The following is a 23566-nucleotide window of genomic DNA, read 5'->3' on the forward strand; positions in this document are numbered from 1 at the left end:
GCACATGACCTGGTCGATCATCGCACGCGATCCTGCCACCGGCCAGTTCGGCATCGCGGTTGCGACCCGCTTCTTCGCCGTCGGCGCACGCGTGCCCTATATCGCCGCCGGCGTCGGCGCCATCGCGACGCAGGCTTTCGTCAATCCCTACTATGGCATCGACGGCGTGAAGCTGCTGCGCGAAGGTTTAAACGTCCACGACGTGCTCGCCACCCTGCTCGCGACGGACGACGGGCGCGAAAGCCGTCAGATGCACATCATGGACGCCAGCGGCGAGATCGCGGCGCATACGGGGCGCGACTGCGTCGACTGGTGCGGCCACATCGCCGGCAGCGGCTTCTCGATCGCCGGCAACATGCTCGCCGGGGCCGACGTGCTCGACGAGACCGCCAAGACTTTTATCGCCAATGACAGCCTGCCCTTCCCGCGCCGCCTGCTCGCCGCGATGCGCGCAGGCGAAGCCGCCGGCGGCGACAAGCGCGGCAAGCAGTCGGCCGCGCTGCTGATCCACGGCGAGGAAGAATGGCCGGCGCTCGACATTCGCGCCGACGACCATCCCGATCCGCTCGGCGAACTCGAACGGCTCGAGCGCGTCAGCCACGAGCTCTGGGTTCACTTCCGCCCCTCCATGCCGACGCGGCAGAACCCGGCCGGCAACACCGATCGGAGTGTCATCGACGCCAGCATCGCTGCGGCGCGCACGAGACGATCATGAGCGCGAGCCCCCTCATCGAGATCAGCGATCTGCGCATCCGCTTCCACGGCGACGATGGCCGCGTCACCCACGCCGTCGACAGCGTCGATCTCAGCGTCGCAAACGGCGCAACGCTCGGCCTCGTCGGCGAATCCGGCTGCGGCAAGAGCGTGACCTCGCTGGCGATCATGGGCCTGCTGCCGAAGCAGAGCGCGGAGATCACTGGCGCGATCCGCTTCGACGGTTTTGACCTGCTGAAGACCCCGGACCAGACGTTGCGCGATCTGCGCGGCAATCGGCTGGCGATGATCTTCCAGGAGCCGATGACCTCGCTCAATCCGAGCTTTACGATCGGCGACCAAATCATCGAGACGATCCTGCGTCACCGTGGCGGCTCGCGGAAGAGCGCGCGCGAGCGGGCGATCGAGCTCCTGCGCCGGGTCCACATCCCCTCGCCCGAGCGGCGCATCGATGAATATCCGCACAAGCTCTCCGGCGGCATGCGCCAGCGCGTGATGATCGCGATGGCACTCGCCTGCGATCCGCGGCTCCTGATCGCGGACGAGCCGACCACGGCGCTCGACGTCACCCTGCAGGCCCAGATCCTGGAGCTGATGCGCGAGCTGAAGGCGGCGAGCGGCGCCGCGATCATCCTGATCACCCACGATCTCGGCGTCGTCGCCGAGGTCTGCGACGAGGTCGCAGTGATGTATGCCGGCGAGATCGTCGAGCGCGCGCCGGTGGACGAATTGTTCGCCAAGCCGCAGCATCCCTACACCGTCGGCCTGCTCGGCTCGATCCCGCGGCTCGACCACCGCGCCGAGCAGCTGGCGACGATCGAAGGCATGGTCCCGAACATGGCACAGCCGCCCGCCGGTTGCCGCTTCGCCGCGCGCTGTCCCTTCGTGCTGGACGCCTGCACCATGGCGCCGCCGCCGCTCGTCGAAGTCAGCCCCGGCCACCTCTCGCGCTGCATCCGCGCGCCGCTCGAACTGCTGGTGTCTTGATGGCGCTGCTCGAGGTCAACGGCCTGGTCAAGCATTTCGTCGCCCAGCGCTCGCTGTTCGGCCGGGCGCTGGCGCATGTCAAAGCCGTCGATGGCGTGTCCTTCTCGCTGGAATCCGGCAAGACGCTGGCGCTCGTCGGCGAATCCGGTTGCGGCAAGTCCACCGTCAGCCGCCTCGTGCTGCGGCTGATCGAGCCGGATGCCGGCACGGTGCGCTTCGACGGACGCGACCTGCTCTCGCTCGATGCCGGCGGCTTGCGCGCCTTCCGCCGCGAGGCGCAGATCATCTTCCAGGATCCTTACGCCTCGCTCAATCCGCGCATGACGGTCGGTCAGATCCTGACCGAGCCGCTGGTGCTGCACGGTCTCGTTCCGGCGGCGCGGCGGCCCGAGCGCGTCGCGGAGTTGCTGCGGCTGGTGGGGCTGGAGCCGCGCCTCGCCCGGCGCTATCCGCACGAGTTCTCCGGCGGCCAGCGCCAGCGCATCGCCATTGCCCGCGCGCTCGCGGTCGAACCGAAGCTGATCATCTGCGACGAGCCGGTCTCGGCGCTCGACGTCTCGATCCGCTCGCAGATTCTCAACCTGCTGCGCGAGCTGCAGGACCGGCTCGGTCTCGCCTATATCTTCGTCTCGCACGATCTCGCCGTGGTCAAGCACATCGCCGACCACGTCGCGGTGATGAATCTCGGCCAGATCGTCGAGACCGCAGAGGCCGACGCGCTGTTCGCCGCGCCGCGCCATCCCTATAGCCGCGCGCTGCTGTCCGCGATCCCCGTGCCCAAACCGCGGGCAAAGCGCAGCCGGATTGTGCTGCAGGGAGAGATCCCCAGCGCGCTCAATCCGCCCGCGGGATGCCGCTTCCACACCCGCTGCCCCTATGTGGTCGACCGCTGCCGCAGCGAAATGCCCCGGCTCGTGGCGGATGGCATCGGACATGCAACGGCCTGCCACCGAGCGTCGGAACTGCCGTCCTCCGCGGCGATCGTCCCGTCCGACGGCGGCTTTTCGCCGGTCCTTGAAAAATTGGTCGCCGCCTTCAGCGGGGGCCCGGAAGCAGTCCGCGGCAGCGGGGTTAGTTCATTGGGAACGGACCTGGCCTAGCCCGCGAAACAGAGGTTGAGAGCGATGAGTTTCATGCGTTTGACAATCCTGGCGTCGGCCCTGCTGACGTCGCTCGTGGGCACCGCCCAGGCTCAGACCACACTTCGCATCGGGATCGCCGAAGACCCCGACATTCTCGATCCCAGCATCGGCCGCACCTATGTCGGCCGCATCGTGTTCTCCGCCTTCTGCGACAAGCTGTTCGACATCGACGAGAAGCTCAACATCGTGCCGCAGCTGGCGCTGTCCCACGAGACGTCGGCCGACGGCAAGGAGATGACGATCAAGCTCCGGCCGGGCGTCAAATTCCACGACGGCGAGCCGCTGGATGCGGAGGCCGCAAAATTCTCGATCGAGCGTCACATGACGCTGCCGACTTCGTTCCGGAAATCCGAGCTTGCCAGCGTCGACCACGTCGAGGTGGTCGATCCCCTCACCATCAAGCTGGTGCTCAAGACTCCCTACTCGCCCCTGATCGCCCAGCTCACCGATCGTTCCGGCATGATGGTGTCGCCCAAGGCGGCCAAGGAAGCAGGCGACAAGTTCGGCCTGCATCCGGTCTGCGCCGGCCCCTACAAGTTCGTCGAGCGCGTCCAGCAGGACCGCATGGTGTTCGAGAAGTTCGCCGACTACTGGAACAAGGACAACGTTCACATCGACCGCGTCGTGTTCCAGCCGATCATCGATTCGACAGTGCGGCTTGCGAACCTGAAATCCGGTGCGCTCGACCTGATCGAACGCGTGCTCGCGACCGACATCAAGGATGTCCGCACCGATCCCAAGCTGGTGCTGTCGACCGCACCCGAGCTCGGCTATCAGGGCCTGACCATCAATATCGGCAACGACAAGGCCAAGGGGCCGCTCAGCCAGTCGGCGAAGGTGCGCCAGGCGCTCAGCCTGTCGATCGATCGCGAGGCCATCAACCAGGTCGTGTTCAACGGCGAGTTCACGCCGGGCAATCAGTGGGTCAGCCCGACGCATCCCTATTACCAGAAGGCGTTTCCCATTCCGGGCCGCGACGTCGCCAAGGCCAAGGCGTTGCTGAAGGAAGCCGGCGTCAGCCTCCCCATCACCGTCGACTACATGGTCCCCAAGGGCACCGAGTACGAGGCCGTCGCCCAGGTCGTGCAGTCCATGGCCGCGGAAGCCGGCTTCGAGATCAAGATCCGCGCCGTCGAATTCGCGACCACCTTCAAGCAGGCCCAGGCCGGCGAATTCCAGGCGTTCCAGATCCCCTGGAGCGGCCGCATCGATCCCGACGGCAATTCCTACATCTTCATGCGCAGCAAGGCGCCGCAGAACGACGGAGGCTATTCGAACCCCGAGGCCGACAAGCTGCTGGAAGAGGGCCGGGCGACATCCAACGTCGACGAGCGCAAGGCGATCTACGCCAAGCTGACCAAGATCCTGCTCGACGACCTGCCGATCATCTACATCTATCACCGCACGCTGCTGATCGCGCACACGAAGAAGCTCGAGGGTTACCGGCAGATGCCCGACGGGCTGGTGCGCGTGGTCGGGCTGAAGTTCAAGTGACAAAGCTGACGATGAGTGCGTGTTCCGGACGCGGCGCAGCGCGTAAGCGCTGCACCGCAGAGCCGGAACCCATGACAACTGCTCATCAGGATAGATGGGTCCCGGTTCAGCAGCGCAACATTGCATGTTGCGCAGCGTCCGGGACACGGGTCGAACCATGCTGAACTTCCTCGCCCGCCGCATCGCGCAGATCGTGCCGACACTGTTCTTCGTGTCGGTGCTGATCTTCTCGCTGCAACAACTGCTCCCGGGCGATCCCGCGCTGGTGATGGCCGGCGAGGAGCGCGATCCCGCCGTGATCGAGCAGATCCGCCAGCAATACAAGCTCGATCAGCCGATTCCGGTGCAATACGTCTACTGGCTCAAGGGCGTGCTGACGGGCAATTTCGGCGAGTCCCTGCGCAACAAGATGCCGGTGCGCGAGCTGATCGCGCAGAAGCTGCCGGTGACGCTGCAGCTCGGCTCGATGGCCATCCTGATCGCGTTCTTCATCGGCATTCCCGCCGGCATCGTCTCCGCGGTGAAGAAGGGCACGGCCTGGGACTATGGCGCCAATCTGTTCGCGCTGTGGGGCATCTCGACACCGAATTTCTGGCTCGGAATTCTCCTCATCTTCCTGTTCTCGATCGAGCTCGGCTGGCTGCCGGCCTCTGGCTACGTCCCGCTGACCGAGAATTGGCGCGCGAGCTTGGCCGCCACCATCATGCCCGCCTTCGTGCTCGGCAACGCGATCTCCGCGATCCTGATGCGGCATACGCGCAGCGCGATGCTCCAGGTGCTGGAAAGCGACTATGTCCGCACCGCGCGCGCCAAGGGCCTGTCGGAGCGCTCGGTGATCCTCAAGCACGCGATGCGCAATGCGCTGACGCCCGTCATTACGCTCGGCGCGCTCGAGCTCGGCACGCTCTTGTCGGGCGCCGTGCTGACCGAGCAGATCTTCTCCATTCCCGGCTTCGGCAAGCTGATCGTCGATGCAGTGTTCAATCGCGACTACGCGGTCGTGCAGGGCGTCGTGCTGGTGACGGCCACCGTCTACATCACGCTGAACCTCGTTGCCGACATCGCCTATATCCTCGTCAATCCGCGGCTGCGGAGCTAGCGCCATGACCGACGCCGCGCTGCCCGCCGCCCCCTCCGCCACGCAGAGCTATGAGCTCGACAGCCCCGCGCGCCGCGCGCGGCGGCGGCTGTTCAAACGCAAGGCCGCCGTGTTCGGGCTTGTCGTGATCACCTTGTTCATCGCGCTGGCGGTCCTTGCGCCCATCGTCGTGCCCTACGATCCCATCGCGACGAGCTGGAGCCTGGTGCGCAAGCCGCCGACCGCGGCGCACTGGTTCGGCACCGACGAGCTCGGCCGCGACATCCTCAGCCGCGTCGTTTACGGCGCGCGCGCCTCCCTGCTCGCGGGCCTGATCTCGGTCGCGATCGCGCTCGGCATCGGCGTGCCGCTCGGCCTCCTCGCCGGCTATCGCGGCGGTTTTGTCGATGCGCTGATCAGCCGGATCACCGATGCGATGCTGGCCTGCCCGTTCCTGATCCTGGCGATCGCGCTCGCCGCATTCCTCGGTCCGAGTCTCGGCAACGCCATGATCGCGATCGGCATCTCGGCCACGCCGATCTTCATTCGGCTGACCCGCGGCCAGGTGCTGAGCGTCAAGGCCGAGGACTATGTCGAGGCCGCGCGTGCACTCGGCAACCCGCCCTGGCGGATCGCGTTCTCGCATATCCTGCCGAACATCCTGCCCTCGCTATTGGTGCAGGCGACGCTGTCGATCGCCGCGGCCATCATCGCCGAGGCCGCGTTGTCCTTCCTCGGCCTCGGCCAGCAGCCGCCGGCGCCGTCCTGGGGCAGCATGCTCAACGCGGCACAACGCTTCCTGACCCAGGCGCCGTGGATGGCGATCTGGCCGGGCCTTGCGATCTTCCTCGTGGTGCTGTCGCTGAATCTGCTCGGCGACGGCCTGCGCGACGCGCTCGACCCCAGGCAGCGCTAGTTATTCCTCATGGTGAGGAGCGCGTTCTTACGCGCGTCTCCGGACGATGCTTTGCATCGCCGGGCGAACCAAGAAGGCCCCACTGCAACCCGCGGCCATCCTTCGAGACGCAGCCTGACGGCCTCAGGATGAGGACCTCAGATCACCACCTCCCGCATCACGCGGCGGCAATCCATCTCGTATTCGAGATCGACCACCGGCGGCCGGGCAAAATGCCAGGTTAGGCCGGAGCGCAGCGCGCCGCGGCGGACCAGCTCATCGACGAGGACATGGTGGAAGTCGTGCACCGAATAGGCCTGCACGCCGGTCGTGTCCTTCCAGCCGAAGCCGAACGCCGTCATCCGGTTTTCCATCTGCGAGGTCGTGGTGAAGCGCACCTTCTCGCGCAGACCCTCCGGGCTGAGATCGCGGTAGCGCACCGTGCGCTCGACATAGGTGCCGCTGCCCTCGCGTGCCTCCGCACCGCCGGCAATGACGAAGCTCGGTGCGCTTGACCGCGTCGGGCGCGTGAAGGAGAACGCGTAGAACGACGGCTCGGACGGCGGATCGATCTCGGGACAGACGTTGCTGCGCGCCACCGGATTGGTGGTGCCGTCGAAGATGCCCCATTCCGATAGCGTCTTCACATAATGCAGGTTGAAGGCGCGGAACCCTTCCTCGCTGAAGGCCGCCGGCGAGCGCAGCTCGCAGGCGCAGAACGCCGTCAGCGGACGCCCCGCCTCCTGGATGAATTTCGCCGCAAGCGCGAAGCCCCCCGCGAGCGGCACCAGGCGATCGAAACGGACACGCTCGATCTCGTAGCCGTCATCCGCGGCCGCGCCGGCCGAGTACTGGAACACGGAGGGAATGAAACGATAATTGCCGGCGGAGAATTCACGCGTCATGACGGGCTCCTATTCCAGTTGCATGCGAATGCCCTTGGCGCCGTTGAGCAGGCGCTTCAGGTGAAAACCGGCCAGCGGATCATCGGCATGCATGCCGACCAGCGCGGCGAAGGCCGGCATGGCTGCGGCGTCGCCAGCCTCCATCTTGGCGAAAGCCTCCGAATAGATCGCCGTCTCCGGCGCTTCGAATTTGTTCGGCGACAACGGCTCGAACGCGCGCAGCGGCTCGCTGCGTCCGCGCAGCATCAGCTCGCCGACGGGACGTCCTTGAAAATTCTCAGCCGCCTTGGCGACGTTGGCGCTGACGCAGATGCGCGTGCCCAGGTGTTTGTTGGCGGCTTCCAGCCGCGCCGCGATGTTGATCGAGTCGCCATAGGCCGTGTAGTCGAAGAAACGATTGCCGCCGAAATTGCCCACCAGCGCGGGACCTGCATGGGCACCGATGCGGGTCGTGCCGAAATTCACGCCCTTCGCCTGCCAGCGCGCCGAAAAATCCTGCGCCCAGGCGTCGAGAGCATGCGCGCAGGCGACCGCACGCGTCGCATAATCCGGCTGGTCGCCGGGGGCATTGAACAGCACCTGGATCGCATCGCCGATGATCTTGGCGACCGTCCCCTCATGCGCGAACACGATCTCGGTCATCCCGCCGACATATTCGTTGAGGAGCTGACCGAGTGTCTGCGGAGGCGCGCTCTCGACCAGCGAGGTGAAGCCGGTGATGTCGGTGAAGAGGGTGGCGACATCGCGCCACTGCACCTCCATGCCGTCGCCTTCGACATCCGCCGCCAGGCGTCTTGCGATCTCCGGCGAGAAGAAGCGCGACAGCGAGGCATGGGCGCGCTCGGCTTCCATCTGGCGCCGCCGCACGTCGCGCAGCATCTCCACATGGCGGATGGTCTTCTGGATCGTGGTTTCCAGGTCGGCGAAGTCGATGGGCTTGGTCAGGAAGTCGAATGCGCCGCGGTTCATGGCGGTACGGATGTTGCTCATGTCGCCATAGGCCGAGACGATGATGGTCGACTTCTTGTCCTCGGCTTCCTGGAGCTTCGCCAGCAGCGACAGCCCGTCCATCCGCGGCATGTTGATGTCGGAGACCACCATGTCGACATGCGGATTCTGCTCCAGCGACTCCAGCGCCTCGAGGCCGTCGCGGGCGAACATCAGGGCGAACTGCCCATCGCGAATCTGCCTGCGGAACTTCTGCAGGATCAGCGCTTCGAGATCCGGCTCGTCGTCGACGAAGAGGATTGTCGCAGTCATGCGGCTTGCTCGAGCCTCGTATCGATCTCCTGGCGCAGCAGCGCAAAGTCGATCGGCTTGGTCAGGAGCCCGTGGGCGCCTCGCTCGATCGCCTTCCGGCGCGTCTCGGCGTCGCCATAGGCCGTGATCATGATGACGGGGACATGCGGATAGTCGGCGCGCACCTTCGGCAGCAGGTCGAGCCCGCTCATGCCGGGCATGTTGATGTCGGACAGGATCAGGATCAGCGAGGGATCGCGGACCTCGGCGGCACGCCTCAGTGCATCGGCCGCGGAGGGCGCGAACTCCATCTGGAAACGGCCGGCGCGCAGGTCGCGCCGGAAGTGTTGCCTGAACAGCGGCTCGACGTCGGGTTCGTCGTCGACGACCAGAATGTAAACGTTCAAGTCTTGCCTCCGGGGGTGTCGCCCGCTGCCATCGTCCGCGGCAGCGTGATGATGAATTCGGTGAATACACCGGGGTCGGTCTTCACGTCGATCGTGCCACCATGCTGCTTCACGACGATGTCGTGGCTCATGGACAGGCCGAGCCCGGTGCCTTCGCCGGCCGGCTTGGTCGTGAAGAACGGGTTGAACAGCTTCTCCTGCACCTCGGGCGGAATTCCGGTGCCGTTGTCGCGGATCCGGATCTCGACCCTGTCGCCGAGGCTCCTGGTTGTCGCGCTCAGGGTCGGCTCGAAACCTCCCGCTGCGCTCGCCTTGCGCTTGGCCGCGGCATAGAAGCCGTTCGAGATCAGGTTGAGAAGAACGCGCGTGATCTCCTGCGGATAGATGTCGGCCAAGCCGGCGGCGGGATCGAAGGCGCGCTCAAGCGTGACGTTGAATGCGGGTCGTTCGGCGCGCGCGCCGTGATAGGCGAGATTGAGGCTCTCCTCCACCACCGCATTGATATCGACGGGCCGATGCTCGCCGGAGCCCTGGCGCGAGTGCAGCAGCATGTTCCTGACGATGGAGTCGGCGCGCTTGCCGTGCTGCACCACCTTCTCGAGGTTGCCCTTGAGCATTGCGGTCAGCTCGCCGACCTCTTCCCTGGACTTGTCGTCGAGCGAGGCCGATTGCAGGACCTCGTTGAGCTCGTCGATCAGCTCGGTCGAGACCGAGGAGAAATTGTTGACGAAGTTGAGCGGGTTCTTGATTTCGTGGGCGATCCCGGCGGTGAGCTGGCCGAGCGAGGCCAGTTTCTCGGTCTGCACCAGGCGATCCTGGGCGGTGCGCAATTCGTTCAGGGACCGCGACAGTTCTCTGGTGCGCTCCTGGACTTCCTCGAACAGCCGGACATTCTCGATCGCAATGAGGGCCTGGTCCGCGAAGGTCGTTGCGAGCTCGATCTGTTTTTCGCTGAAGGGACGCACGACATGCCGCGTCAGGACGAACACGCCGATGGGCGTCCCCTCTCGAAGCAGCGGGACACCCAGCATCGTGCGGACGTTGGAACGTCTTCGCGCGGACGAAGGGGCGAATTCCGGGTCGGCCTGCACGTCCGGGACATGAACTGTCCTGCAATCGAGCAAGGTACGTCCAACGACACTTCCCCGCTCCGGCACGGACGCGAATGTCCGAAGCTTTGTCTCCTGCTCCGCATCGAGGCCGCAGCTTGCCGCCAGGTAGAAGACGCCATCGCGCGGCCGGAAGATCGTTCCTTCATCGGCGTCGCACAGGCGGGCGGCCGAACCGACCAGCGTGTCGAGCACGGTCTGCAAATCGAAGGTCGAGCGGCTGATCACCTTCAGCACATCGGCGGTCGCGGTCTGCTGCTGCAGCGCTTCCCGCAATTCGGCGGTCCGCTGCTCGACCTTGTTCTCGAGGCCGGCATAGGATTCCTGCAAGCGCTCGCCCATGTGGTTGAATTGGTCCGCGAGCCCCTCCAGCTCATCGCCGGTTTTGATCGAGATACGCTGGGCGAAATCGCCCCCGCCGATGCGCTCGGCGCCGATGCGCAGCGCCTGGATCGGCCCGACCATGCGGCGCGCCAGGAAGATCCCGGCCAGCACCGCGAAGACCGAGGCCGCGAGCAGCACGAATGCGAGCCGTTCCAGCGCGGCATAGAGCGCCGCATAGGCCTCCTCGACCGGCAGCTCGACGAACATGGTCCAGTGCATCGGCTCGATCGGGGCCGATGCGGTCAGCACCTTCTGGCCCTGGATGTTGCGCGCCTCGGAGAGCGCGTCAGCAGTCCCCCCGCCCCCGGCCAGCGCGGCGCGCACCTGCGCAAGGTTCGACATGTCGGTGTTGCGCAGGACGAGGCTGATATCGGGATGCGCGATCAGCCGCCCCTCCGGGCCGACGACGTACGCGTGCCCGTGCTGGCCGACCTTGATCTGGGAGACGACGTCCCAGATCAGCTTCAGATTGACTTCCGCGATGCTGACGCCGGCGTCCTTGCGCGACCCGGCCTGCGCCAGCGTCATGTAGGGCTCGGAGTCCCTGCGAAAGTAGACCGGCCCGTAGAACACCTTGTGCGCGACCGCCTCGGTGAATTTGGGGTCGTCAGACAGATCGATCCCGCTGTCGATCGCGTCCATCGCCAGCCGCGACACGCGCAGCCGCTCCCTGCCGCTCGCATCGACCTGGGCGAGTTCCGTGATCGCCGGCACTTGGCGCAGCAGCCGCAGCGCGTCGAACCGACGCTGCTCGATCGAGCCCGCTGACCATGGCAGCTGCGTGGTCCAGCCGAGCTGGCTCTCGATCTCCTTGACGAACTGCCCGATCTTGGCCGCAGCCGCCTCGGCCTGCTCATGCTGGACCCGGATCAGCGAAGCCTTGTGCTCGCGGTAATAGAAAAAGACCTCGAACAGGCCGTTGACAAGCAACGCGATGGCGACGACCGCCACGAACAGTGCGACGTATTTGGCGAACAGCCGGGTCCTGATTCCCTTCCCCGCCGCCGCGCCGGGCGCGACGCCATCCTGCGCCGCACTCGGCAGCGTCCTGGCTTGCGGTGTGTCGGGATGGAGGGAAAGGCTCATCCCGCGGAACCTAGCAAGAAGACCGGACCTTGTCTCTCGCCAGCGCGGCCAAGGGCCAGCCCCAAGGTTGCGGCCGCCGCAGCGGGACCCAACGAAAAAGGGCGGCAGCGGACTCGCCGCTGCCGCCCTCCGATTTGCTTGCTTCCGGCCTCAGGTCGGGCGCAGCGCCTTGGCGCCGAGGTCGAGTTCGTTGACCTGCTTGTTCCGCTCGGAATCGGCCGCCGCACGATGGTCGGTCGCCAGCACCACGTAGACCGCGGGCAGCACGAACAGCGTGAACAGCGTTCCGATCGACATGCCGGCGACGACGACCAGACCGATCGAGAAGCGGCTGGCCGCGCCCGCGCCGGTCGCGGTCAGCAGCGGGATCAGACCGGTCACCATCGCGGCCGTCGTCATCAGGATCGGCCGCAGGCGGATGCGCGCCGACATCTCGATGGCCGAGCGGCGGTCGAGCCGCTCCTTGACCTGGAGCTCGTTGGCGAACTCCACCATCAGGATGCCGTGCTTGGTGATCAGGCCGACCAGGGTGAGCAGACCGACCTGGGTGTAGATGTTCATGGTCGCCACGCCGAAGAACAGCGGGATCAGCGCGCCGACGATCGCCATCGGCACCGAGATCATGATCACGAACGGGTCACGCAGGCTCTCGAACTGCGCCGCCAGCACCAGGAAGATGATGATCAGCGCGAAGCCGAAGGTGATCGCGAGCTGGTTGCCTTCCTGCACATACTGCCGGGAGTCGGCCAGGTAGTCGTGGCTGAAACCCTGCGGCAGCTTCTTGGCCTCGCCTTCGAGGAAGTCGACTGCAGCACCGACGGTCACGCCGGGCATCGGCACGGCCGAGAACGTCGCCGAGTTGAGCTGGTTGTAGTGGGTCAGCGAATTCGGGTCGGTCCTGGTCTCGATCGACACCACGGTCGACAGCGGCAGCTGCTGGCCGGTGTTGGTCGTCACATAGTAGCCGCCGAGCGATTCCGGCGAGAGCCGCTGGCCGCGCGGAACCTGCGGGATCACCTGATAGGAGCGGCCCTCGAGATTGAAGCGGTTGATGTAGTTGCCGCCGAGCAGCACCGCGAGCGTCGAGCCGAGGTTCTGCATGTTGACGCCGAGATCCTGCGCCTTGGTGCGGTTGATCGTCACCTTCACGTTCGGCTGGTTGTAGGCGAGGTCGCTGTCGGAGACGATGAACATGCCGCTCTTGCGCGCGGCGTCCTTCAGCTTCTCCATCTGCTCATAGACCGTCTGGAAACCGGCCGTGGAGTTGATGACCATCTGCACCGGAAGGCCGCCCGGCCCGCCCGGCAGCGGCGGCAGGTTGAACGCGAAGGCCTGCACGCCCTCGATCTTGGAGAGCTCGGCCTGCACCAGCGGCTTCAGCTGGATCGACGAGCGCTTGCGCTCGTCCCAGGGCTTCAGGAGCATGCCGGCGATGCCGCCCTGCGGACCGTTGATGCCGTTCAGCACGAAGCGCAGATCGGTCTCGGGGAATTTCTGGAATTTCTCGTCGAGCTTCTCGCCGTAGAAATCGACATAGTCGATGTTGGCGTATTTCGGCGCCTTGGTCACCGCGAACACGATGCCCTGGTCTTCCTCAGGCGCCAGCTCCTTCGAGGTGTGCATGTAGAGGAAGCCGACGAGGCCGAGGATCGTGATCGCGAACAGGCCGGTGATCGCCTTGTAGTCGAGCGTGCGGTCGAGCTTGCGCCCGTACCAGCGCGTCAGGGCGCCGAACACCCGGTTCACGAGCTTGGCGAAACGGCCTTCTTCGGTGTTCTTGAGCAGCACCGAGCACATCATCGGCGACAGCGTCAGCGCGATCACGCCCGACACGATCACCGAGCCGGCGAGCGTGAAGGCGAATTCGCGGAACAGCGAACCGGTGAGGCCGCCGAGGAAGCCGATCGGCGCGTACACCGCCGCGAGCGTGATGGTCATCGAGATGACTGGCCCGACGATCTCGCGTGCGCCCTGTAGCGACGCCTGGACCGGCGTCTTACCCTCCTCCAGATGGCGATGGATGTTCTCCACCACGACGATCGCGTCGTCGACGACGAGACCGATCGCCAGCACCATCGCGAGCAGCGTCAACAGGTTGAAGCTGAAGCCGAGCGCCAGCATCAGGGTGCAGACGCCGATCATCGACAGCGGGATGGTGACGACGGGAATGATGACCGAGCGGAGCGAGGCCAGGAACAGGAAGATCACCACGATCACGATGATCACGGCTTCGCCCAGCGTCTTCTCCACCTCGTCGATCGAGGACTGGATGAATTTGGTCGAGTCGTAGGCGACCTTCATCTTCATCGACGGCGGCAGATTGCGTTCGAGTTCGGGGAACAGCGCGCGCACGCCCTTGACCAGGGTCAGCGGGTTGCCTTGCGGCGTTGCCTGCACACCGATGAAGATCGCGTGCTCGCCGTTGAAGGCGACGCTGGCGTCCGTGCTCTGGGCGGCAAGCTCGACGGTGGCGATGTCCTCCATCCGCACGAAGCCGCCGTCCTTGGCCTTGACGATCATCTTCCTGAACTGGTTGACGTCGGTCAGGCCCGTATTCGTCGACACGTTCGAGACGATGAGGTAGCCCTTGGTCTGGCCCGCCGCGGACTGGAAGTTGTTGGCCTGGATGGCAGCGGCAACGTCGGCCGGCGACACGTTGCGGCCGGCCATCTTCACGGGATCAAGCCACAGCCGCATCGCGAAGGTCTGGCCGCCCAGGATGTCGGCCGAGGCGACGCCGTCGACCGTCGACAGCACCGGCTGCACCACGCGCGTCAGATAGTCGGAGATCGCCGAACCCGACAGCTCCTCCGACGAGAAGCCGAGATACATCACGGCCGTGGTCTGGCCCGTGGTCTTGGTGACGATCGGGTCGTTCGACTCCTTCGGGATCAGGTACTTCACCGAGTTCGTCTTCGCCAACACCTCGGTGAGCGCCTGGTTCGGATCGAAGTTGAGCTTGATGTAGACCTGGATCGTCGAGGTGCCGAGCACCGAGGACGAGGTGATGTAGTCGACGCCCTCGGCGGAGGCGACCGCCTGCTCGATCGGCGTGGTGATGAAGCCCTGGATCAGGTCCGCGGACGCGCCGGGATAGACGGTCGTGATGTTGATGACCGTGTTCGACAGTTTCGGATATTGCCGGATCGGCAGCACCATGGCCGCACGCAGGCCGATCAGCAGGATCAGCAGGCTGACGACGACCGACAGAACCGGGCGCTTGATGAAAATATCGGTAAAGGCCATCGCGGCGATCTCGATTTCTTTGTCTCAAGAAGCGTGATCCGGCCGAGCCGGATCACGCGAGGATGTTGTCAGTAGCGCGGCGGCTGCGCCGGGATCTGCGGAGCCGGGTCGGTCGAAATCGCGACCGCCGCGCCCGATTGCAGCTTGAGCTGGCCGACGGCGACGACCTTGTCGCCCGCCTTCAGACCCTTGACGATCTCGACGCGGCCCTCGACCCGGCTGCCGGTCTGCACGAAGGTGCGCACCGCGGAGAGGCTGGTCTTGCCGTCCTCTTCTTTCTTCTCGGTGATCACGAACACGGAGTCGCCATACAGAGTGTAGTCGACCGCCGTTTCCGGAACGGTGATCACCGCCGGCTTCTCCGGCAACACCACCGTCGTGGTCACGAACATGCCGGGCTTCAGGATCTTCTCGGGATTGGCGATCGTGGCCTGCACGCGGATGTTGCGGGTATCGGTCGCGATCTGCGGCTCGATCGTGGTGATCTTGCCCTCGAAGGTGCGGCCGGGATAGGCGTCGACCTTCAGCCGAACGGTCTGGCCGACCTTGAGGCTGGCGGAATCCTTTTCGGTGACGGTGAAGTTGGCCCACAGCTCCGACAGGTCGGTCAACGAGACGATCGCGGTGCCGGCCGTCAGATACTGGCCGACCTCCACCTTGCGCATGCCGAGATCACCCGAGAACGGCGCGCGCACGAGCTTCTGCGAAATCAGCGCCTCGGTCTTTGCGATCCCCGCTTGCGCCTGGTCGTAGGCAGCCTGCGCGGTATCGACGGTCGCCTGCGGGCCGAACTGGCGCGAGGCCAGCTGCTTGGCGCGGTCGAGCGAGAGCTGCGCGACGGTCGCCTGCGCCTTGTAGTTGGCGAGGTCACCTTGATCCGGCGCGTCGAACAGCTGCACCAGCGGCGTGCCGGCTTCGACACGCGTACCCGGCTCGAACTTGATCTCGGTGACGCGGCCGTTGACGTCGGCGCTGACGTCGACCTGATGCACGGCGACGAGGCTGCCGACCGCCGTGAGCAGGTTCGGCACCACCTCCGACTTCGCCTCGGCTGCGCTGACGGCCGTCGGCGGCGGCTTGTTGTTGGCGAAGAACTGCTTGATCATCTGGCCGCGGAAATTATTGAACCAGACGAGACCACCAACGAGCACGGCAAGCAGCGTGCCGACGATGATGAACCAGCGCACCGGCCGGACCGGACGCTTGGGAGCCTTGTTGTCGATCGGTTCGCCCGAAATCTTGTGTTCGGCTACGATGTTCATGTCATGCACTTTCTGCAATCGCCGTCTTGCCCGCATCCGCGGCCTGATCGCGGCCCAAATGCGAAGCAATTGCGGCGTCGTTAAGTCCGATACCCCTCAGGAGAAACTCACAGAGCTGCCGCTCCAGATCGTTCGCCTTGCCGTAAGCGAGACAGGGCGCAGCCGGCAGCCTGGTCAGCGCAGCCATCATCACCGTGTGATGCGCAAACCAGAACAGGTTGAGCGGATCGCCGCTGAAAGGCCGCGCCTCACCGCTGGCAACCGCACGCTCGAGCGAGGCGACGAAGACCGCCCCGATCAGCTTCTCGATTTTGGCATATAGCAGACGGGCGAATTCGCCATCATCCAAATGACTCGTGGCCATCAGTCGCAGGCGCTGCGCTTCTTCCTGGTCGGGACCGTCGGCGATGTGGAGGAAGTGCTGGACCATGCCTCGGATCAGCTCGACCAGAGCCGCCGTCGACGGCTCGCGCTCGAGCAGCTCCATCAAGGCCGGATCCGCCTCGCATTCGTCGCTGAGGATTTCGGCGTACAGCGCCGCCTTGGACGGGAAATGCTTGAACAGCAGCGCCTCGGAAATGGCAGCGGCGGCCGCCACGCTCTTCGTCGTGGTGCCGTTATATCCGTGGCGGGCAAAGCAGCGTTTCGCGGCACCGAGGATCAATTGACGCCTCAGGTCGCTCGTCATACGCAATGAGCTCATTTTAGTGAGTAAGCACTCACCCACGCAAAAGTCAAGCACTATACTGCACCGCAACCTGCATGCGGCATTAATTTAGTGGAAATTGATCCAGTCTACACGGCCTGCGTGCAGAGCGTCGACAGAATGGGGCAGACCCGGCGCCTAGATGGGTTGGAAGCCGAGGTCCCCGCGGATCTGGTTGACGATGTAGGTCCCATCCCGAATCGGCAGAATTCGCTCCAGATTGGCGCTGTCGATCTTCACATTGGCAAATCGCGGGCCCGCCGACACGTCATGGACGGCTTTGGCGAAGGCCTCGACCTCGGCCATGGTCGAGATCGACTGGCTGTCCTTGATGCCGCAGGCCCTGGCGACGCCGACCAGGTCGGCAGCGGCCGAGGTGTGGCTGGTCTGGCCGCCGGTCTCGCCATAGGCCTCGTTGTCGAGCACGGCGATCGAGAGGTTGGCCGGCTTCTGCAGGCCGATGGTGGCAAGGCTGCCGAGGCCCATCAGCATCTCGCCGTCGCCGGTGATGACCAGCACCGGCAGCTTCGGCTGCGCCAGGGCAAGCCCGAGGCCGATCATCGCCGCGCCGCCCATGCCGCCCCAAAGATAGAAGTTGCGGGCATGGTCGCCGGCGGCGCACATGTCGTTGGTGGAGGCACCGAGGCCGCCGATCGCGACCACGTCCTTGCGGTTCGCCAGCAGGGTGGACACCACCTGGCGGCGGTCGAGGAGATTGGCCTTGCTCATTTGGTGAAAACCTTGGCGCCGATCAGGCGCTGCGACAGAAGGACGGCGGTGGGCGTGAGCGCGTTGTAGGCTTGCGATGCAGCAGCTTCGAGCACCGCAGGAACTTCAGCCGCGCTGGAGGCGCGCAGCACCTGGACGCCCGAGAGCTCGAACACGCCTTGCGTGGTCGAACCCATCGGCACCTGCCACGGATTGAACTCGCCCCACTCGCCGCGCATGGTCACGAGCGTGAGGAAGGGAAAGCGCAGGATCGGGATCAGCGACAGCATGTTGATGCAATTGCCGACGCCGCTCGACTGCATCAGCAGCACGCCGCGCTGGCCGCCTGCCCAGGCGCCGGCGAGCAGCGCCACGCCCTCCTCCTCCGTCGTCAGCGGAATGCCGCGCATGGTGGAGGAGTCCAGCACCCGCTGGATCAGTTTCGAATGACCGGCATCGGGCACGTACGGCACCTGCCGGACGTCGAAGCGTTGCAAGGTCGCGAAAATATCGTCGGGCCAGTTCGGCACCGTGTCGGCAGCGTCAGCGCGTGCGTGCATTTTCCTGTCCGGTCGGCTAGCAAGATGCAAAGACTGTAGACGCATGCATGCGCCGACCAGAACAACAAAAACGGCATAACGGCTTTAACCGGCGAGTATAACGGGATGAACGCAGATGCGAAGGCGCTGGCGGCAAGCTTCGACCTCGAGAAGCTGACGCCGGAATTCTACGACAACCCCTATCCGACTTATCGTGCACTGCGGGAGAACGAGCCGGTCAAGCGCCTGCCGAACGGCACCGTGTTCCTGACCCGCTACGACGATCTCGTCACCACCTACAAGAACACCAAGTCGTTCAGCTCGGACAAGAAGCGCGAGTTCGCGCCGAAATACGGCGACACCCCGCTCTACGAGCACCACACCACCAGCCTCGTCTTCAACGATCCGCCGTCCCACACCCGCGTGCGCCGCCTGATCATGGGCGCGCTGTCGCCGCGTGCGATCGCGGGGATGGAAGGCGATCTCATCAAGCTGGTCGACGGCCTGCTCGATGCCATCGCCGCCAAGGGCCATTGCGAGCTGATCGAGGATTTCGCCGCATCTATACCCATCGAGGTGATCGGCAATCTGCTCGACGTGCCCCATGACGAGCGCGGACCGCTGCGCGACTGGTCGCTGGCGATCCTCGGCGCACTCGAACCCGTGGTGTCGCCTGACGTGGCCGCGCGCGGCAACAAGGCGGTGACGGACTTCCTCGCCTATCTCGAAACGCTGGTCGCACGGCGGCGCGAAAAGCCGGGCAATCCCGAGCGCGACGTGCTGACGCGCCTCATTCAAGGCGAGGAGAACGGCGAGCGGCTGACCGAGAAGGAGTTGCTGCACAATTGCATCTTCCTGCTCAATGCCGGCCACGAGACCACGACCAATCTGATCGGCAACGGCCTCGTCGCGCTCGACCGCAATCCGGACCAGCAGCAGCGTCTGATCGACACGCCCGACCTGATCAAGACCGCGGTGGAGGAAATGCTGCGCTACGAGAGCTCGAACCAGCTCGGCAACCGCATGACCACCGAGAAGGTCGAGCTCGGCGGTGTCATGCTCGCGGCCGGCACGTCGGTAACGCTGTGCATCGGGGCGGCCAACCGCGATCCCGCGCAGTTTGCCGACCCCGAACGCTTCGATATCGCGCGCACGCCGAACCGGCACCTCGCCTTCGCCACCGGCGCGCATCAATGCGCCGGCATGGCGCTGGCGCGGCTGGAAGGGGCGATTGCGATCTCCCGCTTCCTGGCGCGCTTCCCGAACTATGCCGTCAGCGGCCAGCCGGTGCGGGGCGGACGGGTGCGGTTCCGCGGGTTCTTGAGCGTGCCGTGCGCGCTTGGCTGAGGGCCCCAAACAAAAAATGTCGAAAACAACCCCATGCACAGTAGAAGCCGGATCGGCGGACGACATCATGTGATTCCACAGAACCATCTGACCTTTCGGGCAAATCGGGCCGCGCCACGCCATTGGCGCGGGAAGGCTTCCAAGGCGGCCGGCTGATCCCCAAATCAAGCTGAAGGCCGCCGGTGCAGTCGGTTGACGCCCCCGCGCGCAGCAATGGAGTGACGACAGATGAGCTCGTCGATCATTGATTTCATCGCAACGGAAGCACGCTTTGGGGCCCAAAATTACGCGCCGATCGGGGTCGTCCTGTCGCGCGGCGAAGGTGTCTGGGTCTGGGATACCGACGGCAACCGCTATCTCGATTGCCTCTCGGCCTATTCGGCGGTCAGCCAGGGCCACTGCCACCCCAAGATCCTGGCGGCGATGGTCGAACAGGCGCACAGGTTGACGCTCACCTCGCGCGCCTTCCACAACGACCAGCTCGCCCTGTTCTACGAGGAGATCGCGGCGCTCACCGGGTCCCACAAGGTGCTGCCGATGAACAGCGGCGCGGAGGCGGTCGAAAGCGCGATCAAGTCGGTCCGCAAATGGGGCTACGAGGTGAAGGGTGTGCCGGACGGCCAGGCGGAGATCATCGTCTGCGCCAACAATTTCCACGGACGCACGCTGGGCATCGTCGGCTTTTCAACCGACCCCGAGACACACGGGCACTTCGGGCCGTTCGCGCCGGGCTTCAAGATCATCCCGTTCGGCGACGCCGCGGCGCTGGAGCAGGCCATCACACCAAACACGGTTGCCTTCCTGGTCGAGCCGATCCAGGGCGAAGCCGGTGTCGTGATTCCTCCCGCCGGCTATTTCACGAAAGTCCGGGAGCTCTGCACCGCCAACAACGTGATGCTGGTCCTCGACGAGATCCAGACCGGGCTCGGCCGCACCGGCAAGCTGCTCGCCGAACAGCACGAGGGGATAGAGGCGGACGTGACGCTGCTCGGCAAGGCCCTGTCCGGCGGCTTCTATCCGGTGTCGGCCGTGCTCTCGAACAACGACGTGCTCGGGACCTTGAGACCCGGGCAGCATGGTTCGACCTTCGGGGGCAACCCGCTTGCCTGCGCGGTGGCGCGGGCGGCGATGCGGGTGCTGGTCGAGGAAGGCATGATCGAGAACGCGGCGAGGCAAGGCGCGCGCTTTCTGGAAGGCTTGAAGGACATTCGCGCCAACACGATCCGCGAGGTGCGCGGGCGCGGCCTGATGCTGGCGGTCGAGCTGCATCCCGAGGCCGGCCGCGCGCGCCGCTACTGCGAGGCGCTTCAGGGCAAGGGCATCCTCGCCAAGGATACCCATGAGCAAACGATCCGCATCGCGCCACCGCTGGTGATCACCAGCGACCAGGTCGACTGGGCGCTGGAGCGGCTCGCCACCACCCTGACGCAGGATTTCTCCTGAGCCTGCCTGCGTCGGAAGGAACTTATCGGAGCGACGGACGTTTGGGTCCGCGAATGAGCAGCGCCGTGCCCGGCGCAGCAAGCGCCGAGGCCGGAGGCGCTGAGCTGCGCGGGAGAAATGCTCATGAGACTCACTCTTTCAGTCATCAAAGCTGACGTTGGCTCCGTTGGCGGGCATACGAAACCGTCTTCACGCATGATCGCGACTGTCGAGGGCGAGGTTGCCAAGGCGATCTGCAATGGTCTGTTGATCGACGGTTTCATCTGCCACACCGGCGACGACATTGCGATCATCATGACGCACACACGGGGCGAAGGAAGCTCCGAGGTCCATCAACTCGCCTGGAGGACGTTCCTCGCGGCCACCTCGGTCGCGAAAACCTCCGGGCTCTATGGCGCTGGCCAGGATCTTCTCGCCGACGCGCCTTCCGGGAACATTCGCGGCGCCGGCCCAGGCGTCGCCGAGCTCAGCTTCGACCACAGCCTCTCCGGCGTGCGGCCCGCGGAGTCCTTCATGGTGTTCGCGGCCGACAAATGCGGCCCCGGCGCCTACAACCTGCCGCTCTATCTCGCCTTTGCCGACCCCATGTACTGCGCCGGGCTGATGCTGCCTCCGATGATCAAGGGATTCCGTTTCCATGTCATCGACATGGACAACACAGCCGGCGACAGCCTGATCGAGCTCGACGCACCCGCCGACTGCTACCACATTGCCGCCCTGCTTCGCGACAACGAGCGCTTCGGCATCGATCGCATCATTTCTCGAACCCATGGCGAGGTCGTCGTGGCCGTTTCGGCACAGCGCCTCCACGCGATCGCAGGCAAGTACACCGGCAAGGATGATCCAGTCGCGATCGTCAGGAACCAGGGAATTTTCCCAGCTCCGGAGGAAATAGTCTCACCGTTCGCCAAGGCGCACTTCGTGGGCGGCGATGCACGCGGCTCACATGTGATGCCGCTCATGCCGGTGCCACTCAACACGCCCGTTACCGGCATGTACTGCCTGCCGATCGTTTCTTGCGTCGGCTTTTCGATCGACAGGGAAGGCCGCTTTGCCGAGTCCTACACCGATTTCTTCGACAACCCGGCATGGGATGAGGTCCGCCGGCGCGCCCAGCGCAAGGCCATTGAGATGCGCAGCCAAGGCTGGTCTGGCGCCGCCATGCTGCCCTATTCCGAACTGGAATATGGCGGCTTCCGCGACACCGTGTCCGGACTGCTGAAGCGTTTTCGACTACGCGACGACCGCAAGCCGGAAGCGGCCGAGTAGCGACCGTCTCCAATCAGAAGCTGGAGCGACGTTCATCGTTCAATCGACAGATGCAGGCGCTATGACGACATGCCGATCCGGGAGGTGGATATGGCCAAAAAACGCATCGGCATTCTCACGGGCGGCGGCGACGTCCCCGGCCTCAATGCAGTCATCAAGAGCGTGACTTATCGCGGCAGCGAGGACGACATCGAGGTTGTCGGTCTGCGCCGTGGTTGGGAGGCCCTCACGCACCTGAACCTCGACGACCCAAACTGCAGGTCCCACTACGTCATCCCGCTGAACCGTGAAAACACTCGAACCATCGACCGGCGCGGCGGCACTGTGCTGCACTCGAGCCGCGTCAATCCCTCCAAAATAAAAAAGCTGCCCGATCATCTCGTCGGGAATGATGTTCCAGTCTCGCTGAGCACCAACGGCGGCATCGCGACAAAGACGTGGGACCTCACCAGCCGGGTGCTCGCCAACCTTTCGGGACTTGGCATCGAACACCTGATCGCCATCGGCGGCGACGACACGCTCAGTTATGCGGCCAACCTCAACGAACTCGGCGTCAAGATCATCGCCATCCCGAAGACGATGGATAATGACGTCCGCAACACCGAGTACTGCATCGGCTTCTCGACCGCGATCACCCGCGCCAGCGATGCCATCCAGCGGCAGCGCACCACCGTCGGCTCGCATGAGCGAATTGGCATTTTCCGCGTCTTTGGTCGCGATGCCGGATTTACGGCACTGTACACCGCGTATGCGACCTCGATACGATGCGTCATACCGGAGTATAAGGTCGACCTCAACAAGCTGATCCAGTTGCTCATCGAGGACAAGCGCGCCAATCCAAGCAACTACGCGCTGATCGTGCTCAGCGAGGGAGCTCAGTGGGAAGGCTACAAGCTGCGGGAATACGGCGAGCCTGACGCCTACGGTCACCGCAAGAAGGCCAACGTGGCGGAATCGCTTGCCGACGAGATCAAGCAGCGCACCGGCGAGGAGACGATCACCTCCGATCTCACCTACGATTTACGATCGGGCGATCCGGACTTCATCGACAAGCTTGTGGCCCTGACTTTCGGTAACATGGCCTACGATGCCATGCTGGAAAGCAAGACCGGCCTCATGTCGGCGCTGGTCGAGGGCCGCTACGACCTCGTGCCCATCCCTGACGCCAAGCTCGGTCCGCGCAAATTGGACGTTGCGAGCAGCTACAACACGGAGCGCTACCGCCCCATCTACGCCAACAAGCAGGGGCTGCCGATCTTTCTCAACCGCGCGTCCTAGCGTGCCGGACCGGGAGCCAGCAGTAAGTCCGACCAATGTCAGTGAAATCGACTGGGCGCTGGAGCGGCTGGCCACCCCTGACGCAGGATTTCTCCTGAGGCGCCTGCGTCGGAAGATCGCAATGCCGACGGTGGTCAACAACGAACGATTCCGCCAGCCGTGCGTTGGAACGTCGTGGGCGATTACGAGCTGGGAGCGACAAACATGCTTCCGCGTGGCGTTTGCCTGACGGCGGTTTTAGTTGGTGCCTCGGTGCTGGCGACGAGCATCAGTGCGTTCGCCCAAGGACCCGGCCAGGGACATGGCAGGGGCGGGCCACCCGGCCCAG

General features: G+C 64.9%; 19 protein-coding genes. 10 read left to right on the forward strand and 9 right to left on the reverse strand.

Annotated elements, in window-relative coordinates; translation table 11 throughout:
• Positions 1 to 4: 4 nt before the first annotated feature.
• The 6 genes from N2603_RS31640 (at position 5) to N2603_RS31665 (ending at position 6331) form a co-directional block, all read left to right on the forward strand.
• Positions 5 to 715 (forward strand): DUF1028 domain-containing protein, encoded by a 711-nt coding sequence (locus N2603_RS31640; RefSeq protein ID WP_260385217.1) that lies wholly within the window; start codon positions 5 to 7, stop codon positions 713 to 715.
• Positions 712 to 1701, forward strand: coding sequence for an ABC transporter ATP-binding protein (locus N2603_RS31645; protein ID WP_260385218.1), 990 nt, complete (start codon positions 712 to 714; stop codon positions 1699 to 1701). The genes N2603_RS31640 and N2603_RS31645 overlap by 4 nt, the downstream gene beginning before the upstream one ends.
• Positions 1701 to 2801 carry an ABC transporter ATP-binding protein gene (locus N2603_RS31650; RefSeq protein ID WP_260385219.1) on the forward strand — a complete coding sequence of 367 codons (1101 nt, stop codon included), beginning with the start codon at positions 1701 to 1703 and terminating at the stop codon, positions 2799 to 2801. The genes N2603_RS31645 and N2603_RS31650 overlap by 1 nt, the downstream gene beginning before the upstream one ends.
• 24 nt (positions 2802 to 2825) lie before the next feature.
• Positions 2826 to 4337, forward strand: a complete 1512-nt coding sequence (locus tag N2603_RS31655; protein WP_260385220.1) for an ABC transporter substrate-binding protein — start codon at positions 2826 to 2828, stop codon at positions 4335 to 4337.
• 157 nt (positions 4338 to 4494) lie between these two features.
• A complete protein-coding gene (locus N2603_RS31660; protein ID WP_018648148.1) occupies positions 4495 to 5436 on the forward strand; it encodes an ABC transporter permease in 942 nt (313 codons plus the stop codon).
• A gap of 4 nt (positions 5437 to 5440) precedes the next feature.
• Positions 5441 to 6331 carry an ABC transporter permease gene (locus tag N2603_RS31665; RefSeq protein WP_018648149.1) on the forward strand — a complete coding sequence of 297 codons (891 nt, stop codon included), beginning with the start codon at positions 5441 to 5443 and terminating at the stop codon, positions 6329 to 6331.
• Positions 6332 to 6468: 137 nt separating this feature from the next.
• On the opposite strand, the gene cnbZ is transcribed toward N2603_RS31665, so the two are convergent.
• From cnbZ to N2603_RS31710, 9 genes are all read right to left on the reverse strand, one after another.
• Positions 6469 to 7215, reverse strand: a complete 747-nt coding sequence (gene cnbZ / locus N2603_RS31670; RefSeq protein WP_260385221.1) for a 2-amino-5-chloromuconate deaminase CnbZ — start codon at positions 7213 to 7215, stop codon at positions 6469 to 6471.
• A 9-nt stretch (positions 7216 to 7224) separates the two neighbouring features.
• Positions 7225 to 8475 (reverse strand): adenylate/guanylate cyclase domain-containing protein, encoded by a 1251-nt coding sequence (locus N2603_RS31675; RefSeq protein ID WP_260385222.1) that lies wholly within the window; start codon positions 8473 to 8475, stop codon positions 7225 to 7227.
• A complete protein-coding gene (locus N2603_RS31680) occupies positions 8472 to 8861 on the reverse strand; it encodes a response regulator (RefSeq protein WP_018648152.1) in 390 nt (129 codons plus the stop codon). Before N2603_RS31680 ends, N2603_RS31675 begins: the two co-directional genes overlap by 4 nt.
• A complete protein-coding gene (locus N2603_RS31685) occupies positions 8858 to 11440 on the reverse strand; it encodes a sensor histidine kinase (RefSeq protein WP_260385223.1) in 2583 nt (860 codons plus the stop codon). Before N2603_RS31685 ends, N2603_RS31680 begins: the two co-directional genes overlap by 4 nt.
• 150 nt (positions 11441 to 11590) lie before the next feature.
• Positions 11591 to 14686 carry a MexW/MexI family multidrug efflux RND transporter permease subunit gene (locus tag N2603_RS31690; protein WP_018648154.1) on the reverse strand — a complete coding sequence of 1032 codons (3096 nt, stop codon included), beginning with the start codon at positions 14684 to 14686 and terminating at the stop codon, positions 11591 to 11593.
• A 68-nt stretch (positions 14687 to 14754) separates the two neighbouring features.
• Positions 14755 to 15948, reverse strand: coding sequence for an efflux RND transporter periplasmic adaptor subunit (locus N2603_RS31695; protein ID WP_026312835.1), 1194 nt, complete (start codon positions 15946 to 15948; stop codon positions 14755 to 14757).
• Between the two features lies 1 nt (position 15949).
• Positions 15950 to 16651: a TetR/AcrR family transcriptional regulator gene (locus N2603_RS31700; RefSeq protein ID WP_260424307.1), complete on the reverse strand. Its 702-nt coding sequence runs from the start codon at positions 16649 to 16651 to the stop codon at positions 15950 to 15952.
• A gap of 141 nt (positions 16652 to 16792) precedes the next feature.
• Positions 16793 to 17383, reverse strand: a complete 591-nt coding sequence (locus tag N2603_RS31705; RefSeq protein ID WP_260385224.1) for a thiamine pyrophosphate-dependent enzyme — start codon at positions 17381 to 17383, stop codon at positions 16793 to 16795.
• Positions 17380 to 17922, reverse strand: a complete 543-nt coding sequence (locus N2603_RS31710) for a phosphonopyruvate decarboxylase (RefSeq protein WP_211401435.1) — start codon at positions 17920 to 17922, stop codon at positions 17380 to 17382. The genes N2603_RS31705 and N2603_RS31710 overlap by 4 nt, the downstream gene beginning before the upstream one ends.
• A gap of 105 nt (positions 17923 to 18027) precedes the next feature.
• Between N2603_RS31710 and N2603_RS31715 the strand changes: the two genes are divergently transcribed.
• The 4 genes from N2603_RS31715 to N2603_RS31730 all read left to right on the forward strand — a co-directional run bounded on the left by N2603_RS31715 (position 18028) and on the right by N2603_RS31730 (position 23238).
• On the forward strand, positions 18028 to 19248 hold the full coding sequence (locus tag N2603_RS31715; RefSeq protein WP_260385225.1) for a cytochrome P450: 1221 nt from the start codon (positions 18028 to 18030) through the stop codon (positions 19246 to 19248).
• 228 nt (positions 19249 to 19476) lie between these two features.
• Positions 19477 to 20691 (forward strand): ornithine--oxo-acid transaminase, encoded by a 1215-nt coding sequence (gene rocD / locus N2603_RS31720; RefSeq protein WP_260385226.1) that lies wholly within the window; start codon positions 19477 to 19479, stop codon positions 20689 to 20691.
• 123 nt (positions 20692 to 20814) lie between these two features.
• Complete coding sequence (locus N2603_RS31725) at positions 20815 to 21960, forward strand: fructose-1,6-bisphosphatase (RefSeq protein WP_018648161.1); 1146 nt, start codon at positions 20815 to 20817, stop codon at positions 21958 to 21960.
• 90 nt (positions 21961 to 22050) lie between these two features.
• Positions 22051 to 23238: a 6-phosphofructokinase gene (locus N2603_RS31730; protein WP_260385227.1), complete on the forward strand. Its 1188-nt coding sequence runs from the start codon at positions 22051 to 22053 to the stop codon at positions 23236 to 23238.
• Positions 23239 to 23566: the final 328 nt, after the last annotated feature.

Source organism: Bradyrhizobium huanghuaihaiense, from assembly GCF_025200885.1.
GTDB lineage: Bacteria > Pseudomonadota > Alphaproteobacteria > Rhizobiales > Xanthobacteraceae > Bradyrhizobium > Bradyrhizobium huanghuaihaiense.

Bases quoted from the DNA above. Each gene is read 5' to 3' on its own strand.
- N2603_RS31640 (WP_260385217.1), top strand. From the start codon at position 5: ATGACCTGGTCGATCATCGCACGCGATCCTGCCACCGGCCAGTTCGGC.
- N2603_RS31645 (WP_260385218.1), top strand. From the start codon at position 712: ATGAGCGCGAGCCCCCTCATCGAGATCAGCGATCTGCGCATCCGCTTC.
- N2603_RS31650 (WP_260385219.1), top strand. From the start codon at position 1,701: ATGGCGCTGCTCGAGGTCAACGGCCTGGTCAAGCATTTCGTCGCCCAG.
- N2603_RS31655 (WP_260385220.1), top strand. From the start codon at position 2,826: ATGAGTTTCATGCGTTTGACAATCCTGGCGTCGGCCCTGCTGACGTCG.
- N2603_RS31660 (WP_018648148.1), top strand. From the start codon at position 4,495: ATGCTGAACTTCCTCGCCCGCCGCATCGCGCAGATCGTGCCGACACTG.
- N2603_RS31665 (WP_018648149.1), top strand. From the start codon at position 5,441: ATGACCGACGCCGCGCTGCCCGCCGCCCCCTCCGCCACGCAGAGCTAT.
- cnbZ (WP_260385221.1), bottom strand. From the start codon at position 7,215: ATGACGCGTGAATTCTCCGCCGGCAATTATCGTTTCATTCCCTCCGTG.
- N2603_RS31675 (WP_260385222.1), bottom strand. From the start codon at position 8,475: ATGACTGCGACAATCCTCTTCGTCGACGACGAGCCGGATCTCGAAGCG.
- N2603_RS31685 (WP_260385223.1), bottom strand. From the start codon at position 11,440: ATGAGCCTTTCCCTCCATCCCGACACACCGCAAGCCAGGACGCTGCCG.
- N2603_RS31690 (WP_018648154.1), bottom strand. From the start codon at position 14,686: ATGGCCTTTACCGATATTTTCATCAAGCGCCCGGTTCTGTCGGTCGTC.
- N2603_RS31695 (WP_026312835.1), bottom strand. From the start codon at position 15,948: ATGAACATCGTAGCCGAACACAAGATTTCGGGCGAACCGATCGACAAC.
- N2603_RS31700 (WP_260424307.1), bottom strand. From the start codon at position 16,651: ATGAGCTCATTGCGTATGACGAGCGACCTGAGGCGTCAATTGATCCTC.
- N2603_RS31705 (WP_260385224.1), bottom strand. From the start codon at position 17,383: ATGAGCAAGGCCAATCTCCTCGACCGCCGCCAGGTGGTGTCCACCCTG.
- N2603_RS31710 (WP_211401435.1), bottom strand. From the start codon at position 17,922: ATGCACGCACGCGCTGACGCTGCCGACACGGTGCCGAACTGGCCCGAC.
- N2603_RS31715 (WP_260385225.1), top strand. From the start codon at position 18,028: ATGAACGCAGATGCGAAGGCGCTGGCGGCAAGCTTCGACCTCGAGAAG.
- rocD (WP_260385226.1), top strand. From the start codon at position 19,477: ATGAGCTCGTCGATCATTGATTTCATCGCAACGGAAGCACGCTTTGGG.
- N2603_RS31725 (WP_018648161.1), top strand. From the start codon at position 20,815: ATGAGACTCACTCTTTCAGTCATCAAAGCTGACGTTGGCTCCGTTGGC.
- N2603_RS31730 (WP_260385227.1), top strand. From the start codon at position 22,051: ATGGCCAAAAAACGCATCGGCATTCTCACGGGCGGCGGCGACGTCCCC.